Below are 18402 nucleotides of genomic sequence, written 5' to 3' on the forward strand. Positions count from 1 at the left end.
ATGAAAAACTTCCTTTATATTACTTTGTTTCTGCTAGCAACATCTTTCTCTCAACACTTATCTGGTCAGAGCCCTAGTGATAGCATCGACCTTTTCATCAAAGAGAAAATGACGCAGCTGAAGATTCCCGGGCTTCAGTTGGCAATTGTAAAAAATGGAAAGTTGGAAAAACTAAGCCATTATGGCCTTGCCAATATAGAACACAATGTACCCACAAGCTCCAAAAGCACATTTTCGATCAATTCGATGACCAAAGCCTTCGTGGGTGTAGCCATTATGCAACTACAGGAGCAGGAGAAATTAAAGGTGGACGATCAAATCTCCCAGTACATCGGTGATATTCCAAATGAATGGCGGGTAATTACCCTTCGTCAATTGTTGGGCAACATCTCCGGACTTCCCAACAACATCAATGAGAAAGAACAGGTTATCGGCGATGGCACAGAAGAAAACAATTGGGAAATGGTGAAAAAACTGCCGATGGAATTCAAACCGGGAGAAAGATTCAGTTACAATCAGACGGGCTATTACATTCTTGGGAGGATCATCACTAAGCTAAGCGGTCAACATTTTACAAAGTTTATAGAAGAAAACCAATTTAAGGTTGCAGACATGGGTTTTACACAGTCCGGTGATTCTAATGATATCATCCCAAATAACGCAGGTGCATACTCTACAATTGTCAATGTTGACGGTAAATGGATCAATGACGGAAAACTGCATAATGCCTTTGCCTCTTTCCCAATATTCTTCAGAACTGCAACAGGCATTATTTCCAACTCGGATGATCTTGCAAAATGGCTGATCGCATTGCAAAACGGAAAACTTTTAAGAAATAAAACCAGTGTGACTGAGCTGTTCACCTCTGTCAAACTTAACGACGGTCATATTGATGGCTTTAACAAACTCACCAATGGTTACGCTTTAGGATGGCCGACAGTGGTCAGAGATGAACATCCGGCAGCAGCTCCTGTCGGCGGTATGCGGTCGGCATTGTTTGTTTATCCTAACGATGAACTCTCAATCGTTATTCTGACCAATCTGCAGGGTTCCAATCCAGAGTGGTTCATTGACGAGATTGCAGGATTTTATTTTTCTGACATGAAGATTAAAAACGGTTTCGGACTGACCAAAAACCTTAAACAATTACGTCAGCAACTAATCCGCAGCAAATTTAAAAACAGTCTTAACATTTACTCAGACATTAAGCGCAGGAATAAAGATTATCATTTGTCTGAAGATGAGATCAATTCCTGGGGATATCAACTCTTAGAGCAGAATAAGAAAAATGAGGCGTTAGAAGTTTTCCAATTTAATACTTTATTGTATCCTAAAAGTGCAAATGTCTACGACAGCTATGCTGAAACACTTGAATTGACTGGAAATCGTAAGGAAGCCATCATCAATTACAGAAAATCGCTTGAACTGAATCCTGCCAACAGCAATGCCCGACAATTTTTAGAAAACAAAAAATAATTAAAGTTTATCTTTCATTCATACAGGAACAAGGAAAACTGCAATCAATCCCCTGAAAACAATAAAAAAGAACATTGATAAAAGCCTGAAATATTTTTGCGGAGGTTCTGGAATCCCTCATTCCGGATACCCAAAAAGATTTTTTCCGCAGAGACCACGGTATATATTTGCTATAGAAAATCAGTCCGCCTCACAGGAAATCAGGATAGCTTGAAATATGATCTGTTTATGAAAAGTCAATAAAAAGAATGTTGTGGAGGTTTTAAAAGTAAAGAAATCGGTTCAATAGCTATAACTGTCAGAGAATAATAGTTGAATTCAGTACTTCATTTTAAACAATGATAAACATCTACAATGATGATGTATGTCCATTTGAATATGACCTGAGTTGAGTGTAAGTTGAATATGTAACGGGAACAGTATCCTCGAACAAAACTTTTTGATTGGATTAGTGAATATTTTTCTCAGATCCATAAAATATGATCCAGACGATAAAATACTATCCACATAATTTAAAAGCATAGAGAAAAGCCTTGAAGAAATTTTTGATCCTATCATTCAACTTCACAAAAAAAGTACGATGATTCAATTAAAATCATCAAATATCAGTTTTATACTGACTCTTTTTATAAATTTGTTAAACCGCAAAGTAACGCAAAGCCATCTAATTTAGGGTTGATATACGCTACATTGTAGCGTATATCAATAAGTTAGCGGTCATTGTGAAAGAACCAAACTATAATACAACAAAATGATTAAAAAGTATTTAGTATTAACAGGAATTGTAATATCAGTTTTGCTGCTAATTATTGCTACATTGAATTATCCAGGTGGGACAGACCAAGATATGAAGACATTAGGATTTAGTTGGTCTGAAAATTTTTTTAGTAATTTATTCAAAGAACATGCCTTAAATGGACAGACAAACAGTGCAAAGATTTGGGCTATTATTAGTATGTTTTTTTATTCATTTAGTTGCGCTTTATTTTTCTATAACTTTTCTAAAAAAATAGTAAATAAAATTGCTTCGAATTTTATAAAATATGTTGGTATTTTCACAATGCCATTTACTTTCTTTATAGCTACACCATATCACGACTTGATGCTTGCTGTTTCAAACACATTGTTTTGGGCTTGTATAATTTGCATTACTGTATATCTTCTAAAATCAAACCGGCACTTTTTTAAAATTTATGCAATCATGTGCTTGCTCATTTATTATTATGCTATGTATTTATACATATTAAAAGATTGGACTTCATTGGCTGTAGTGCAGAAGTGGAATAATATGAGCGCTATATTATTAATTTTAGGACTTGAATACTTTACGGATAAAAAAGATTTTGCTAACATCAGATGAGATTGGTCTTGGCTAACTAATATATGGAAATTTGGCTTTACAAACGAGAAGAAAACAACGAAATGCTAACATGTTTTTGGCAAAATGTTATTGGCTATTTTAGGAAGACAACTTCACAAAAACAAATATGATATCAAAAAATGGACAATAAAATCATTGCTGAAAAAATAATTGAACTGAAAAACGCAGACTTGACATTAAGAGATAAACTTGTGCAAAGCGGACAACTTAGCGAAGGTTATAACGAACAAATGAAAGAGTTGCATAACGAAAATGCTAAAATCCTGAACGACATAATAGACGCAATCGGTTATCCTACAATTGACAAAGTTGGTAAAGAAGCAAACGAAGCGGCTTGGTTGATAATACAGCATTCAATCGGACAGCCCCTTTTTATGAAAAAGTGTGCGAAACTATTGGAAATGGAAGTTAGTGAAAGTAAAGCAGACTCGATAAGTTTAGCATTTCTAACAGACCGTATAGCAGTTTTTGAAGGTAAGCCACAACTTAACGGAACCCAATTTGACTGGGACGAAAAAGGAAATTTAAACCCTAATCTCTTTGACGACTTATCCAAGGTAAATGAAAGAAGAAAATCAATTGGACTTAACACACTTGAAGAGCAAACAGAAATAATGAGAAGACAAGCAATAAATGAAAATCAATCGCAACCAAAAGACTTTGAAAAAAGAAAGCAGGAGATTGAACAATGGAAAAAAAATGTAGGATGGACCAAATAAAAACATCAATTAACATCGGCTAAGCTAGATTGCAGGTTTTCGGTGACCGGAAGTTTTGTTTTCACGAAGAAAGTTTTATCTTGGCAGAGAAAACTCAGTCCTTTTGAATCGTAATCTCGCTTAAGCGGCGAAACGTTAGCGGTCATTGCAAAACAACTTTCTGCAATTAACAGAGACATAGTTGACAACAAAACAAAAATGATAAAAACATTAGGCCTTGACCTACTAACTTAGGAGACAAAATATATAAAATATGAATTATCTATCTATTGAGCCGTTTATTCCTTCGGGACAAGACTTTGACAAATCAAAACAGCTATTTCAAGAACTGGGTTTTGAAATAGAATGGGACGGCGGAGACCTTGTTGGTTTCCGAAATGGTAACTGTAAATTTATATTACAACAATACGACAATAAGTCGTTTGCTGAAAACCTGATGGTGTCTGTTAAGGTACCTGATATAAATGAATTTTGGAAAAATATAAACAAAAAGAATCTTTCAGAAAAATTTGACATTCTACCAGTTGGACAACCAGTAGAACAGCCTTATGGCAAAGAAGTGAATATTATTGACATAGCTGGAGTTTGTTGGCATTTTATAGAAGAATTAACGTGACAAAACAACAAACCGCTAACAATGTATTTGCGAAAAAGGAGCTGAAGTATAAGCCTCAATATTTGTAATTCTATTGGGCTTTAGTGTAAATTCCGGTGATATTGACCACCCTTAATTCTGGAGATAATAATGTAAGAAGAGTTTCTACAAATTAGTAAAGATTTTGAATTGTTCAGAATCTTTACTTAATATCACTGCATAAGGTTATATTTATATTGATGTCTTTGACATAATAGACCTATTGTTCAAAGTCCGTTGAGATGGTAAGATTCTCCCACTCTTCAATCTGTTGCGATAACTGAGCAATCTTTTCCGCAGCTCTTTTGTGGGCATCGCTTCCTAAAAATAACAATGTCGGAGAATGCTGACTGTCCACCAACTCAATGAAAGTATCAGCGACCTTGTCGGGGTTACCTAATTGTTTTCCATCTATTTCGTTCATTTTCTGATATGCCGTTCTCAAAAAGCTGTAATCATCAATTTGTTTTTTGCTGAAGGCAATGGAGTCCTGTTTTGCAAAATTAGTTCGAAACCATCCAGGCAAAATTGCTGTCACCTTGACTCCCAATGGCTTTAGATCATTTGCCAAAGCTTCCGACAAACCTGTCACTGCAAATTTAGCAGCGCAATAAATGCTCCAGCCAAGTCCAGGCGCAAAACCAGCAATAGAGGAAATATTGATAATGTGTCCTGAATGTTGCCTTCTGAAATAAGGCAATGCCTGCTGGATGACTTTAACGACAGCGAAAAAATTGATATTGAAATTATCGTTGATCTCTTGTTCTGACAATTCTTCAATAGCACCGCCGATCCCATAGCCTGCATTGTTTACGATCACATCAATCCTTCCAAACGTACTGATGGTTTTTTCCATTGAACCTGCTATTGACCTTTCGTCTGTCAGATCAACCTCTAGGGGCAAAAAGTTTTCGTTTGTAATATCAGATAATGCAGAAATCTGCCGTGATGTTGCGGCGACCTTATAACCCTTCAATAACAGCTGCTCTATGAGAGACCGTCCGATACCTTTAGATGCATCGGTAATATACCATACTTTAGAAATATCCATCTTTATACTTTTTATTGAAGCAAAATTAGCGCGGATATATGGAACATTGTTAGTAAGAACAGAAACATAATTTGTACAAATCAAACCAATCTGAAAGAGATCGGGTTTAAACCTGTCTGCTTTTTGAAGAACTTATTAAAGTGCGCAAGGTCATCAAATCCTAAACTGTGACTTATTTCAGAAACAGACCAGTCTGTATGCCTGAGCAAAATTTTGGCTTCCGCATTCAGTCGTTCGGTTATGTGCTCTCTTGTGGTCTTACCCGTCACTTTTTTCAAACAGCGGTTAAGGTAGTTGACATGAATGGAGATCCTTTCTGCAAATTCGTTTGGTAAACGGAATTTCAGTTTATCAGTTTTGTATTGGATAGGAAATTGCTGCTCTAACAATTCCAAAAAGATCATCGTAATTCTTTTGGCAGCATCACCATACTGAAACACATTTTCCGGAGGCGTCCATTTCATTGCCAGAAAGTACAGCTCGCTGACATAGTTTCTGATCAGATCGTATTTGTACATATAGTTTCCGTTTAATTCCTGGAACATCTTTTCAAACAGTTTTTTTACTTCTCGATAGTCATCTGCGGACAATTTAAAAACGGGCAGAACGGAGGTTCTGAACAGGGGAAGATCACCGACATCAAGTTTATGATTGCCCAGAAAAAACTCCATTTTGAAAACACAAAAAACGCCTTTTGTATCAGAGGTTAAAGATTGGTAGGAATAGGGATTATCAGGGTGAAAAAACAGCAAGGTGTTGCCTTATACCTTTACTTCCTCATTTCCGTATCTGAAAATATTTTCTCCTGAAAAAAGCATTATTTTAAAAAAAATTCTGCGCACGTGCAACGGTAATTCTTCTTTTCTTTCCAATCTGCTTTCAATACGAAACACATTGAACTGTCCGATGGTGTGTTCCAATTTACAAGGTAATTCATTGAATTTATGCTGGTAAAATTGTTCTATTGTTTCCATAAATTAAATCTGAACCTATTTACTGATCAGTGTAAACGAAACCAAGTTACAAATTCTTGGTAAAGATGACAAATCGCAACTTAAGTTCAAAAGGTATTTCAATTAAACAACTTTCTGAACCCTAGAGGCGTAACGTTTGTCTTGGTCTTGAACAGTTTACTGAAAGATTGTGAATGTTCAAAGCCCAGCTCCTAAGCAATTTCCGAAACGGAAAGATTTGTTGTTGATAGTTTTTCTGTTGCTTTTTCTATGATGGCGTTATGAATGTATTCAGGCAGGCACAAGGAAAACTGCAATCGATTCCCTGAAAACAATAAGAAAGAACATTGATGGAAGCCCGAAATATTTTTGCGGAGGTTCTAGTATCTCCGATCCCGGATACCCAAAAAGATTTTTTTCCGCAGAGACCACGGAATATATTTGCTATAGAAAATCATGTAGCCTCACGACGAATCGTGGCAGTTGAAATGACCTTCTTATTATAGATGAATAAATAAGAAAGAATGTTTTTGAGAGATACGGTTTAAATGCGTCTGTACAGAGGATCCAGAAGTATCCTTAAAAATTACTAAAAGATTAGGGAAAGATTAATGGTTTAATAAATTTATCTAACAACGATATGCCCAGAAATAAAACATTGATAAATTCCCCATTTTTCTCATAATGTAATAAAAAGTCAGTGATGATTGTCTTAACGTTATGAGAATCTACTTTTTACTCCTATAAGAAAATAATTATTTGAGAAATTGAAATATTTAAGTCTATAACTCACTATTTTTTTTAAATAAATATTTAATATTTCGGACATTTGTGAATCAGTTAATCAATGCTTATGATAAATAATATTAAACTGAAAAACTTCTTCCCATTGACTTTGGTACCAATCTGTCTGGGAATGATTATCTGCTGCTCGACAGCCACCAATGCAAAGAATTCGATTTCAGGGAAAAACGATTCTTTATATGTGGAAGTAGAAAGACTTGGACAGGAACTTACTGTAAAAAATAATGTTCCGGGCATTGCAGTCGCTGTGATCAGGGATGGAAAGATCGACTGGATACAATCGATCGGTTATGCAGATCTTGCAAGCAAAAAGCCTGTGACACCTGAGACTATCTTCAATGTCGGTTCAGTCTCTAAGCTGGCTTCTTCGTGGGGCTTTATGCAGTTGACAGAGAAGGGGCTTATAAAACTGGATGACCCTGTTGAAAAATCACTTACCCGCTGGCATCTGCCAGAATCTGAATTTGATAAATCGAAAGTAACACTTAGAAGGATCTTAAGCCATACTTCAGGGCTTTCCGTACACGGTTATGGCGGGTCAGACCAGGGAACTCCACTGCTTAGCCTGGAAGAATCGCTGAACGGAAAAACCAAACGCAATGGTGAAACGGTACATCTCATCAGCGAACCAGGAACTAAATGGGAATATTCCGGAGGTGGTTACACGCTCGCCCAACTGCTTTTGGAAGAGAGAACAGAGCAGAACTTTTCCAAATATATGACGCAAAATATATTCCTGCCACTTGGGATGAAACATACCACCTATGAATGGACAGCAGAAATGATGGACAATTCAGCAACTGCATATGATGAAAATGGAAATCCGATAAAAAACAAAATCTTCACCGAAAAAGCAGCCGCAGGATTGCAGACCACCATCAAAGATCTTGCTCATTTCGCAGAACTTTCACTTACCCGCAATCCGAAACAATTGAATAAGGTTCTTAAACCTGAAACCATCACGTTAATGGAAACACCTGTTCTTCCAAATTCCAGCGAAGGCGAAAGCGGTCTTGGATATCGGTTTATGAATTACGAAGGGTTCAAAACAATAGGACACACGGGAGAAAATGTCGGATGGAGTGCAGCTCTAATTTTGAATCTTACAACAAAAAGTGGTCTAATTGTTTTATGTAATGGATCCAATGGTGATAGGGTCTGGTACCCAATCTACCAAAGATGGCTGAAAACTATAAAGCTAAATGATTAAATGATAATTGAATCTTAATTTGCCACAATATAGAATTACCAAGATAAAATCAGAATGATATGAAACGAAGTTTTATTAATAAAATGCTAAGTAAACTTGCAAAGAGAGTTAAGGCGAAAATACTATCATTAGAAATTTAATTAAGTATCAGATTTCAGCACATCAGTCCAAGATTTTGACTCAACCATGACGATAGTTATACAATCACCATTATTCTCAATAATAGAATGGGATAAATTTTGGAGTCTCAATTAATACAAATAAAAATCCCTCAAAAAAGAGGGATTCAGTACGGTTAAAAACTAAATATTGAGATTGGCTCAAATTTTTTTTTCCTGAGTGGATCTGACCTTCAGGATTGACAGGTCTTTATTTTTTAAAATATTTAATCTGATTTAAAGGACGGGAACTGGGATAAAATGTGTGAGCAATCAAAAGACTCGTCCTATTGGTATTTCTGTCAATCACCACCACTCCTTTACCGGTAATATAGATGAGATTACCGTCTGATCTTGTTTCTATATTAGAAACGGGATATAGTGAAGGATCTATAGGGATTTTAAATATTGTCTTGCCCGATGTATCCAAAACAAAAATAATACTTTTGGTATAACCAGTAAGCTCATCCTGATTTGCAAGCTGCCAGTTTTTGATCTGATCTCCTGGCTCATAGAGCCATTTTTCCTTACCATTTTTGGCATTGATTGCGATCAAAGCAGATTTATTTTGATTATCAGAAGCTTTGCAGACAATCAGTTGGTTATTCACAAGTTCAGTATTGCCGTCCCCTAAGCCAGGATACTTTTCAGATTGATACTGCCAGTCAAAGATTCCCTTCTGACCACTTGAATTCTCTTCCGGATGATTAACTTCCGCCCCTCTCGTAAAACCATCGCCGCTTAAGCCCACCGAATAAAAAATTCCGTTCTGGACTCCCAAGAACAGACTGTTCTTATTGGATTGCATCTGGGTATAAATAGGGCTTCCACTGTCAGCAATATCCTCCATAGTCAAATACCCAAAAGAACCGCTTGGATAATGTATATCCAGATATACAGCAGAGTTAACATATATTGCGCCACTATTTTCAATGGGCTGGAAGTAATTGTAGCTGGTAGAGTTTGCTTTTTGAGATATGGTCTTTCCGGTAGTGGCATCCACTGTGATAAGTTTTGATTTTAATAAATCAGGAATGCCCGCCGAAGGTATAAATATTTTGCGATCATAAACCAATGGCTTTGTCATAAAAATAGGCCCGGGATATGCGTCGGAATTTTTATAGCCTGTTCCATCATTTGAGGCATCGTCCAAAGTCGGGTCAGGTTTATAATTGTTTTCCCAGCGTATTTTTCCCGATAAGATATCGGCCGCCAGGAGTCTGCCGGATTCAAATGGCATATAGATCGTACTTTCATCATAAGAAAAGCGATTTCGATTGCTTAGCGTATCATCTTTAGATATATATTCCCAGGTGAGTTTTTTTGTTTCCAGATTAAAATTAAACAGTTTTCCTTTGGAAGAAACAATCAGGGTTTCGTTGGGCACTTTTGGTTCAGCAGTTGTTTTTTCTGATGAATTGCAACCCCATATGACGGCAAATAATGCCACCGTAATTACTTTATTTCTAAGCATTTTGAGTTTCTTATTAATAGTATTTTTCTTAATTTTTAACTACTTTACCAGTGCTGTAGACGGTATATTCTTCTCCCCCATCTTTTTGCAAAACGACTTTTCCATTCACAAATTCAGATGTAGAAGTGAATTCCGGCTGGACAACCACTTCCTCTTTGAAATTCATCAGACCCCAGCGCTGCGGCTCCTTCATAAAATAAAACAAACCATTCCCTGCGTAAGTAGCACCTTGATATTTGGGCTTTACAAGAACTTTTCCTGTGTAATCAGCAAAACCATTTTTTCCGTCTTTATTAATAACGAAAAGGTTATCTTTAGCAAAGTCTATCCAGTCATAGATAGTGGGCAGAATCTCCTTCCCTTTGTCATCCACCATTCCTTTCTTGTCAACTGACACCTCGCAGAAACCGTTCACAAAGCCTATCGACAATCCCGAGTATTTTGTAGACACCACGATTTTCCCCTGTTTATTAATCAGTCCCAAATGCGGTTCATCCTCATTGTCTGTCAACCGATAGATGCTTGCATACTCGTTTCCATCAAAACTTGTAGATTCATAAAAAGCATCTTCACTAATCCAGGAATCTTCTTCCTTACTGTAATGTCCCTTGACCTGTTTTCCGAAATCATTGATTTCAGAACCTTTTGATATTGTGATATCTGTCGGTTTTTTGTTGTTTACCTGCTCTGCCTCTTTATTGTTTTTTTGACAAGATGTGAGCAGTATGGTGATTAAACAAATTACGATTTTTTTCATACTTTTTTGATAAAGATAAAGAAAATGAAAAGAAATTTAGGGTCTGTTTAAATTTTCTTCATTAGAAATTTTATAGCGAATAATTTGACTATATTTTAGGAGTTTTCGTTAGAGTAAAAGTAAGATTAAGGTTCTTGTTCCCCAACTATCATTTGTTATTAGCTAATCAAATACTTCATATTGTATACCAATTAAAGGTTATAACTACTTCTGTAACTTTTTTTTAAAAATATAGTTCAGTATCAATTCTTAAAAACTGTCATCCAAAGTCTATTTAACGAAGTAAATACATTAATTTTCCGGGCATTATATTGCGGTCTTAAAAACTGTAGTTATCACATTTGAATCGTTTAAATAAAAAGTATTGATCATAATCTGTTTTCTTTCAACCGCCCTGCCAAATGAATCCAAAATATGGATAAACGTCTCCTCCGCGATTTCTTGTTGTCGAGACCTCATTAAATCGTACACTTCATCTTCATCAAGTTCGTAAATTATATTTAGAATTGAATTGTCTGGTAAGCAAAGCAGGTTTTTTATAATTCAAACAATTTTTAATGAATTAAAGTTAAGTGGTTTCTCTAATATCAGTTGATCAGTATTTTCCAAAACATTTTCGCTTGCAAGTTTTTCTTTCAGAAGTGTGTCACCAAAAACAATTATCAAAGATTGGTCATCCGTCCGGATAGGATAAAATTGTTCTTTAATTCCTTCTTGCATCATTATTTTGTTTAGTTCCAATATGAGGTCAAAATCGAACCATTTTTCACACAAAAGCCTCATATTATATTGGTTATCATTTATTTCGAAATTAATTTCACTGATATAATGCGTTCGATTTTCAGTCCATCCTTCGTTGCCAACGGTAAGGTTTTGAGGAGCGAATTTATTTTTACTAATGATTGCTAGATTATTAATTAATTTAATATATGAGTCACTTTCTTCAAAACTTTCAAGGTCAAACCAAGTGTAGTCTTTTCCGGCGTCAGCAATGCCATATTTTTTAAGAATTTCCATATTATTTTAATTTTATAATCCAATATTTTAATCTGAAGTGAGTCAAGTTGGAATCCAAGTTATTCTTGATACAAATCCTTTTTAGCGGTAGTTTTTAATTTCATTTCTTTTATTTGCAATCATTAAGGCTTCATCAAGTGTATTTTTCAGATTTCCGTACTTGTCAATATGAGATATTGGTTGTTCTAAAAAAGGTCTTTCCATTTTATAAATTTTATAATTTTTAATATGGATTTTCATGACTTCTGAGCTGTGCTTTCCAATGTACCTGTAGAATTCAAAACGCTCAATATGCCGAAAGTAAATGAATCCGAATTCAGCAGTCCATATTCCATTTTTAGAAATTCTAAAAACTAATTTACTTTTCTTAAGTCCGCCATACATGAAGAAAAAACCTATGATAATTAATGACATTCCATAGAGTATATGTACTTTTAGCAGAATGTAAATAGCAAACACAAGCATTAAAAATCCGAAAATGGCTAAACCAAAAGGTTGCTTGGCCTCGTAATGGTCACTGTAAAATTGTTCTTTGCCAACTTCCAATTTCTTAGAAATATGATCTTCATAATTTTTTCTGAAAATGATATAGCTTTTTTTTGTCATTATTGAGGTCGGCTGGATTTAAATTGTATGTTAAGATAAACATTGTTTAAAGATGTTTTTGAAAAATCTTGGTAATGTATTTTGTTATCGTCCAAAGTGAGTAAAACTCTTTAAGACTAAAGTGTTTATAACTCGTTTGCAATTTCAGTTCTTACTTTTCAATAGCTTCTGATTTTGAATTGTAGTCTTCTATAAACAGATCTCATTAATGAAATAATGCTTATTATAAGCTTTGGCTCAATTTGCCAACGACGATTTTCCCAGCTACTGTCCTTTCCGCAGTGTTTTCTGTGTTTTTGCCTGGCAATTTTTTTATTTTTAACCGGCTCAACTTTTAGATTGGCGCCTATTGTATCGCCTGACTTTTTTTCAGTTTGCTGGCTGCCATTTCCATTGCATGTACGGAGCAACAACGCTAACAGAAAAACTAACTGTTTTGTTATTTTTGATTGTGGGAAAATGTTAAGCATATTGATCATTAATAATGATTTGCGGATTACACGCCATCGCTTCATTTTTTAAATAGGTCCTTTGATTGAGATTTCCATTAACGTTATAATGATGTTGCCTCCCATCGACCAATTGGATAGTTATCCTGCAATCCTGTCTGCTTTTTGTAAAATTAAATCTTTTAAATTGGATACTTTTTATCTCGGCAAAAGCATATTCTGGTTGCTTCAATAATTTGAAAAACTTCACTTTATGCTGGAAAATGATAAAAGAAGGTAACCATTTTTCGGCAAAAGGACGAGAACGTCCCTGCTCAACAAAAATTGAGGCCTCCTTTTCGCTTAATTTATTAACAGTAGCTATATAGGTTTTAAAGAATTTAGACATATAAATCCCCATAGTGCTGAACAGGACGCAGACAAAAAAAATAAGAAAAAGAGTGAAATTTAAAGAGTTAATATTATCATTAAATTGATAATATAATAAAACTAATAGTCCTGCCCACATCAAAATAATGCATGTGATGAATATGCTTAAACTCAAACGTTTACGAAAAATGATTTTTTTTAAGATCAGTTCTTTCATTTTTAACAATTTAATTAAATAGTTTTCCAAAATTAACTCCTAATCTGGTCTTTTTTACTTCTTCAATAAATTTTTAATTTTAATTCAGGATATTTTGTGATCAAAAGATCCAAAGTTTGTGACGTTTCCCTTACAAAGTAACCGGATAGTGGTACGAAATCTCTCTGGACACCACTCTTATATCTTTTGCGGTCACTGTAATAATCCTTCAAGATGCCAGCCAAATATTTGATATAGAAAAATAGAGAATGTGGTTTTGCGAGAATGTAAAAATCAGAATTGTCATCCAAGGTCAGCCGGATGGTGGTTATTCTCCATTTAGCAATGATAGAATCAGGATAAATGTTTTCAGTTTTTATTTTAATGATTTGGGAAGCTTGTATTTCGGTACCGTTGAATATAATTCCTTCTGCTAATACCAGTTTATTAAGATGAGATCCAAACTTTCGGAAAATGAAAGCCGAATCGATCAACCAGGTTATGCCAAGAGCAATCCCGCCGAATACAAGGAAACCCTGTAACTTATCATTGGAGAAAATCCCACCGATTATTCCAAACAATATGGCCATCGGAATGATATTATATCTTAACCGGTCTAAATAATTACCACTGATCCTCATCTTTTTATCTACAATCTATTTCACATAATCTTTCAGGTAGAATGAATCCTTACCATCTTCTTTTTCCTTTTCGTCTATAAAATTCCGGTAAGTATATTTTTTTCCTTTGTGCTCAGGCTTATTTTTTTCTTGGAGATAATCGCCGTAATACTGAAAACCTCCCGCAATAAAATAATCGTTCAACAGTTGATCCCCATCGGCCACCACATACAAACTACAGGATTTGAATTTCTCATTATTATATCTCCCGGTATTATTGGTTTCCAAAAGGTAGCGTTTGTTACCTGTATTCCAGATCCTGTAGGAAAATTCTGCATTCCTGTAATAGAAATCGGTCTTCCCGAATTCCTTTACCAATCTACTTTCAAATTCCTCCGCTTTTTAGTCGTCTTTATTTCCAGCCTGTAGGCATTTACCTTATTCGTTGTCCTGTTCTCGTAAAAAGAAACGTAATTGGTTGATAATATGGAAGGATCCTGTTTGTTCAGAGTTCCCGAAAAGGAATATCCAGAAAACTGAAGCAGTGCCGGGTTTGTACTGTTGTAAACAATAATGCCCGAAAGATCACTGTTCGTATTGAGTTCATATTTTTTCTCTAAGGTAGCTATTTCAACCGGAAATGATAATTTATCCAAATCAAAACTATTGACCTGACAGGCCATCAGCAATGGTAAAAGAAGTAAGGTGATGATGCTTTTCATAAGTTATATTTCGTTTGATTAATTTGATTTTATGGCTTTTAATATAAGGTTGTATCAGAAAATTTCATATCCTGTATTTTTGGTAATGGCCTTATTAAGACTTTCTTTTTCCGTATGGCCAACGGTTTTTTTGAACCTAATTTATCATCGGTTTCAGTTCTGATGCCTGTAACCAGGTCAAACTGAGTATCAGTGAATGTCGTATACTCATCAACATAAGCTTTTGTTGAATTATTGGTAAGCTTGCTGACATGAATCAATTCAAAATTTCTATTTTTATACTTGAAATCATAGGTTATATTTCCGTTTTCTATTTCACTCCGCATTTGCAAAATGCCATGTTCTATAAAAAAACTTGGAATCTGAAAACCATTGGATTTCCCTTTATTCTCTGAAGGATATTGAGGTTCGATGATCTTAGTAGAAGATACTGCTAAAATTAATTTTCCGTCGGGCTGGGAAAGAAAGATCTGCAATTTCAGCGGTCTTGTCTCATCGATGGTGTCCATCTTAACTAATACCTTGTCTTCTTTTCCATCATTATTTAAATCTCCATATTCATCCCTGACCTGATAAGTATAAGTGTCCTTGACCATGCCTTTTTGAGCTGATAAGCACATTGGAACAGACATTAAAATAAACAAAGCGCAAAGGTTTAAATTTTTCATTTTGTTTGATTTTTGCCATTGTCTTTCAATTCTTTCAATAGGGTATCCAGAAATCTTTGCTGTTCTTCATCTTCTTTGAAAAAACGCTGATAGATGACACTGCAGCTTGAAACATCCACAATATTTTTTGTATTAAAACTCCAATCTTCTGTATTATTGACCAAAACTGCTAATTCTCCACCGCAATTCTGCCAAATTTGTGAAAACTTAGTTCTTTGGTTTTTCGGCAATTTTTCAAAATCTGCGCTCACAGTGTATCCTTTCATCTCAGGATTGAAGAATTTCAAAAACATATAAACCGGAACGCCGCCCCAGATGATAGGTTTACCTTTTGGAAGCTCGATCGTGGTCAGATTTTTTTCACTCATAATCCTGTCCTGCTGTCCCTCTTTGAAAAAGCTTTCTTCATAGGTTAGTTTTGTTCCTTTCGGCAGGTTTAAATTTCTGATCGTTAGAGGTTCTGTGGTTATAAAATAAGGATAATCTGGTGCCCTGCTTCCGTTTGGATTACCCATACCGCTCAATCCATCAAGTATGATGAGAACGCCGATGACCAGTGCAGCAACGAATGCTAAAACTCCTATAATAATATAATTTCTATTTCTCATTTGTTTTACTTATGGCTGCCCAATGCTAATTGTTTTTATGCTAATATACTTCATTTTATGCTAAGTTAGAATTACTTACGATCTACTGAATTTCTGATGCCGGAGTTCAAGTTTTTATTCCGTTTTGGAAACCATTAAATGATACAATCCTAAACTTTTAACAGTCAATCTGAGGATCACAAATGTTAAAATTTAATGATTGAATTTTATGTTTTAAACTTTTGCAGATAACTAATTCTTAGTTACACAAAGCCAATAGCCCTAAAGAACGTTATTAAATTACAGATACTCCCTACCGGTAAGTATCAAATTAAAAAAAAGATGCAAACAGATCAGCAATCTTCTAATTCGCCAAATCATTATTTTCAATTTTTCTCTTCGTATTTTTGATCTCGTTCTTAAGCTTACCGAATTTATAAGTGATATTGAAACCAAATGACCTGTAATAATCTTTACTATAATTGTTCTGATAGAAATCTGTTCCCGCAGTTTTAGTAATGGCTTTTCTGAATTGATTAAAAGGATTGTTGACATACGCAGAAAAAGAAAGCTGATTATCCAGAATACTCTTGCTGAAACTGAAAGATGAACCTGTAAAAGCATTCGTCGTGCTTTGAAGACCGGCAGGCATTTTACTGTTTAAATCGAGATTTGAACTGACGGTCCAATTTTGATCAAATTGATAACTGGCTGAAAAATAGATATAATAAGTAAAAAGATTATTCTCAACTTCAACATTATTGACTTTTCCCTTTATAAAGAAGAAAGCTGAATTACCATTAACACCAAAAATCAGTTTTTTTGTCACTGGGTAATTAAAGTTGTAGTCCAGACCGAGTCGGCTGACGCTGCTTGAGTTTTCATAGGTTGTTCTTGTTATATTTGTCGCAGATTCATACGTCGAAACTTTCAGATCGATCTTGTTGGAAAATGAATACCCTAATCCAAGGTTCAGATTGATCTTGTTGTTGTAGGAATAATTGGCACTCAGATCATTATTGACGACCGGTTTCAGATAAGGGTTTCCACTGATTTGAAAATAAGGATTTGATTGATTCACAAATGGATTCAGACGATTGATTCCAGGTCTCTTGATCCGCTGCGAAAATCCGAAATTAATGCCGTGGTGCTCTTTCCAGTTCTTACCGATGGAAATATTGGGAATCAGATTAAAATAGTTCTGATCAACTTCCGTATTGGTAGAGGTAAAATTGACATTCGTATCGGTACTTTCCAATCTCAAACCCGTCTGAAAATTCCAGTCGAACAAACTGAACTTTGTGGTTGCATAAGCGCTGTAAACATTTTGCCTGTTTAAAAATTCGTCAGAATTCAAAAGGTCTTCGGGAATCGAAGTATATTGACTGCTGTTTTTTCTGAGAATAGCTTTTAAACCCGTTTCCATATAGACTTTTTTAATATTTTTCACGAAATCAACCTGGAAGGTGTTTTCGCTGTTTTGATTGTCATTATTCTGATTGATATTACTTGCAGAATTGGTCATTCTGTTCTGAAAATCGGTTATACTGATGATCTCGTTATCATAATTATTGAATCTGTAAGACAAGGTTAAAAGTTGACTTTTATCTTTTGTGAATCCGATCTGATAATTTGCCGAAGCCTCAAAACCTTTTCCATTGTTGTCAGAATTGTTGAAAGAACTGATATCTTGTGTAAGATTATTTTGTTGGTAAAATTGAGAACCGAAGAGATCTTTTGACTTATTATGGACAAAATTTGAACCCAGCTGAACATTCAAAAGATTCAGGCTGTCGATTTCGTAACTGGCATTGACATTAAAATATCCACCGTTTCCTTTGCTTGATGTCTTTCCATTTTGTTGTAAATTATTGGAAGCTGTCTGCTGCGAATTTTGATAACTGATCTCAGGGTTATTTCTAAGAAAACCGCCACCGTATGCCGAAACGCCTAATTTATCTTTTTTAATATTCAAAGAAAATCCTGCGTTGTGTTCTTCTTTTGGAAACCTTGAACCAAGATTGACGGAAGCATTGTAACCATCTTTCATTTTCTTTGTTGTAATGATGTTGATAATTCCGGAAGCTCCTTCAGCATCGTACTTTGAAGACGGATTGGTAATGATTTCGATATTCTGGATCGAACTTGCAGGCATACTTTTCAAAACATCTTTGGGATTATTGGTAAGAAGCTGCGTTTCCTTTCCGTTGATCAAAATTTTAAAGTTGGTATTTCCTTTAAAGAGGATATTTTCGTTGGCATCCAATGAGAGATAAGGCATTTTTCGCATCATTTCTAGAAGATTTTTGGATTTACTTTCAGGATCCGACTGAACATTATACACCAAGCCATCAATTTTTGTTTTGATTAAAGGTTTTTTTCCATCAATGATCACCTCCTGAATCGAAGTTTCATTTTGAGGGACGAGAGAATCTTTTACTTTTTCCTGAGCTTTTAAATTACTGAATAAGAGGATAAAAGACAGCACTGAAATTATTTTTGTTTTCATAATTATGGTTTTAAAATTTGGACATAAGAATCCTGAGAACAA

General features: G+C 35.0%; 20 protein-coding genes and 1 pseudogene. 5 read left to right on the plus strand and 16 right to left on the minus strand.

Annotation, left to right across the window (positions count from 1 at the left end; all coding sequences use genetic code 11):
• From ASG22_RS00850 to ASG22_RS00865, 4 genes are all read left to right on the plus strand, one after another.
• On the plus strand, nucleotides 1-1476 hold the full coding sequence (locus ASG22_RS00850; protein ID WP_082504885.1) for a serine hydrolase: 1476 nt from the start codon (nucleotides 1-3) through the stop codon (nucleotides 1474-1476).
• Between the two features lie 751 nt (nucleotides 1477-2227).
• Nucleotides 2228-2836: a hypothetical protein gene (locus tag ASG22_RS00855; protein WP_055979119.1), complete on the plus strand. Its 609-nt coding sequence runs from the start codon at nucleotides 2228-2230 to the stop codon at nucleotides 2834-2836.
• Between the two features lie 140 nt (nucleotides 2837-2976).
• Nucleotides 2977-3576: a DUF6624 domain-containing protein gene (locus ASG22_RS00860; protein WP_055979122.1), complete on the plus strand. Its 600-nt coding sequence runs from the start codon at nucleotides 2977-2979 to the stop codon at nucleotides 3574-3576.
• Between the two features lie 253 nt (nucleotides 3577-3829).
• Nucleotides 3830-4192: a hypothetical protein gene (locus tag ASG22_RS00865; RefSeq protein ID WP_055979125.1), complete on the plus strand. Its 363-nt coding sequence runs from the start codon at nucleotides 3830-3832 to the stop codon at nucleotides 4190-4192.
• Between the two features lie 238 nt (nucleotides 4193-4430).
• Here ASG22_RS00865 and ASG22_RS00870 read toward each other — a convergent pair whose 3' ends face one another.
• From ASG22_RS00870 to ASG22_RS21255, 4 genes and pseudogenes are all read right to left on the minus strand, one after another.
• A complete protein-coding gene (locus ASG22_RS00870) occupies nucleotides 4431-5345 on the minus strand; it encodes an SDR family NAD(P)-dependent oxidoreductase (RefSeq protein ID WP_238586831.1) in 915 nt (304 codons plus the stop codon).
• Nucleotides 5342-5932 (minus strand): AraC family transcriptional regulator, encoded by a 591-nt coding sequence (locus tag ASG22_RS00875; protein WP_117590769.1) that lies wholly within the window; start codon nucleotides 5930-5932, stop codon nucleotides 5342-5344. Before ASG22_RS00875 ends, ASG22_RS00870 begins: the two co-directional genes overlap by 4 nt.
• Before the next feature lie 90 nt (nucleotides 5933-6022).
• Nucleotides 6023-6235, minus strand: coding sequence for a hypothetical protein (locus tag ASG22_RS20810; protein ID WP_117590770.1), 213 nt, complete (start codon nucleotides 6233-6235; stop codon nucleotides 6023-6025).
• A 98-nt stretch (nucleotides 6236-6333) separates the two neighbouring features.
• Nucleotides 6334-6501: pseudogene (locus ASG22_RS21255) on the minus strand (helix-turn-helix domain-containing protein); the annotation flags it as partial.
• Nucleotides 6502-7067: 566 nt separating this feature from the next.
• Here ASG22_RS21255 and ASG22_RS00880 point away from each other — a divergent pair.
• On the plus strand, nucleotides 7068-8228 hold the full coding sequence (locus ASG22_RS00880) for a serine hydrolase domain-containing protein (RefSeq protein WP_157844694.1): 1161 nt from the start codon (nucleotides 7068-7070) through the stop codon (nucleotides 8226-8228).
• A 369-nt stretch (nucleotides 8229-8597) separates the two neighbouring features.
• On the opposite strand, the gene ASG22_RS00885 is transcribed toward ASG22_RS00880, so the two are convergent.
• From ASG22_RS00885 to ASG22_RS00940, 12 genes are all read right to left on the minus strand, one after another.
• Nucleotides 8598-9860, minus strand: coding sequence for a PQQ-binding-like beta-propeller repeat protein (locus ASG22_RS00885; RefSeq protein WP_055979136.1), 1263 nt, complete (start codon nucleotides 9858-9860; stop codon nucleotides 8598-8600).
• A 28-nt stretch (nucleotides 9861-9888) separates the two neighbouring features.
• Nucleotides 9889-10617: a WG repeat-containing protein gene (locus tag ASG22_RS00890; RefSeq protein WP_055979140.1), complete on the minus strand. Its 729-nt coding sequence runs from the start codon at nucleotides 10615-10617 to the stop codon at nucleotides 9889-9891.
• Nucleotides 10618-11160: 543 nt separating this feature from the next.
• On the minus strand, nucleotides 11161-11634 hold the full coding sequence (locus tag ASG22_RS00895) for a hypothetical protein (protein ID WP_055979142.1): 474 nt from the start codon (nucleotides 11632-11634) through the stop codon (nucleotides 11161-11163).
• A gap of 81 nt (nucleotides 11635-11715) precedes the next feature.
• Nucleotides 11716-12240 (minus strand): hypothetical protein, encoded by a 525-nt coding sequence (locus ASG22_RS00900; RefSeq protein ID WP_055979145.1) that lies wholly within the window; start codon nucleotides 12238-12240, stop codon nucleotides 11716-11718.
• Between the two features lie 158 nt (nucleotides 12241-12398).
• Entirely contained in the window at nucleotides 12399-12719 is a 321-nt protein-coding gene (locus ASG22_RS21260; protein ID WP_131726127.1) for a hypothetical protein, read from the minus strand.
• Nucleotides 12703-13275: a hypothetical protein gene (locus ASG22_RS00910; RefSeq protein WP_131726128.1), complete on the minus strand. Its 573-nt coding sequence runs from the start codon at nucleotides 13273-13275 to the stop codon at nucleotides 12703-12705. The genes ASG22_RS21260 and ASG22_RS00910 overlap by 17 nt, the downstream gene beginning before the upstream one ends.
• A gap of 62 nt (nucleotides 13276-13337) precedes the next feature.
• Nucleotides 13338-13844 carry a hypothetical protein gene (locus ASG22_RS00915; RefSeq protein WP_055979153.1) on the minus strand — a complete coding sequence of 169 codons (507 nt, stop codon included), beginning with the start codon at nucleotides 13842-13844 and terminating at the stop codon, nucleotides 13338-13340.
• A gap of 66 nt (nucleotides 13845-13910) precedes the next feature.
• Nucleotides 13911-14252: a hypothetical protein gene (locus ASG22_RS00920; RefSeq protein ID WP_055979157.1), complete on the minus strand. Its 342-nt coding sequence runs from the start codon at nucleotides 14250-14252 to the stop codon at nucleotides 13911-13913.
• The gene (locus ASG22_RS00925) at nucleotides 14246-14596 is read right to left on the minus strand and encodes a hypothetical protein (protein ID WP_131726129.1); all 351 of its coding nucleotides are present in this window, start codon (nucleotides 14594-14596) and stop codon (nucleotides 14246-14248) included. Before ASG22_RS00925 ends, ASG22_RS00920 begins: the two co-directional genes overlap by 7 nt.
• Nucleotides 14597-14634: 38 nt before the next feature.
• Complete coding sequence (locus ASG22_RS00930; RefSeq protein WP_131726130.1) at nucleotides 14635-15264, minus strand: hypothetical protein; 630 nt, start codon at nucleotides 15262-15264, stop codon at nucleotides 14635-14637.
• Complete coding sequence (locus ASG22_RS00935; protein ID WP_055979167.1) at nucleotides 15261-15872, minus strand: hypothetical protein; 612 nt, start codon at nucleotides 15870-15872, stop codon at nucleotides 15261-15263. The genes ASG22_RS00930 and ASG22_RS00935 overlap by 4 nt, the downstream gene beginning before the upstream one ends.
• A gap of 343 nt (nucleotides 15873-16215) precedes the next feature.
• A complete protein-coding gene (locus ASG22_RS00940) occupies nucleotides 16216-18360 on the minus strand; it encodes an outer membrane beta-barrel family protein (RefSeq protein WP_055979170.1) in 2145 nt (714 codons plus the stop codon).
• Nucleotides 18361-18402 lie beyond the last annotated feature (42 nt).

Source organism: Chryseobacterium sp. Leaf405 (assembly GCF_001425355.1).
Lineage (GTDB): Bacteria > Bacteroidota > Bacteroidia > Flavobacteriales > Weeksellaceae > Chryseobacterium.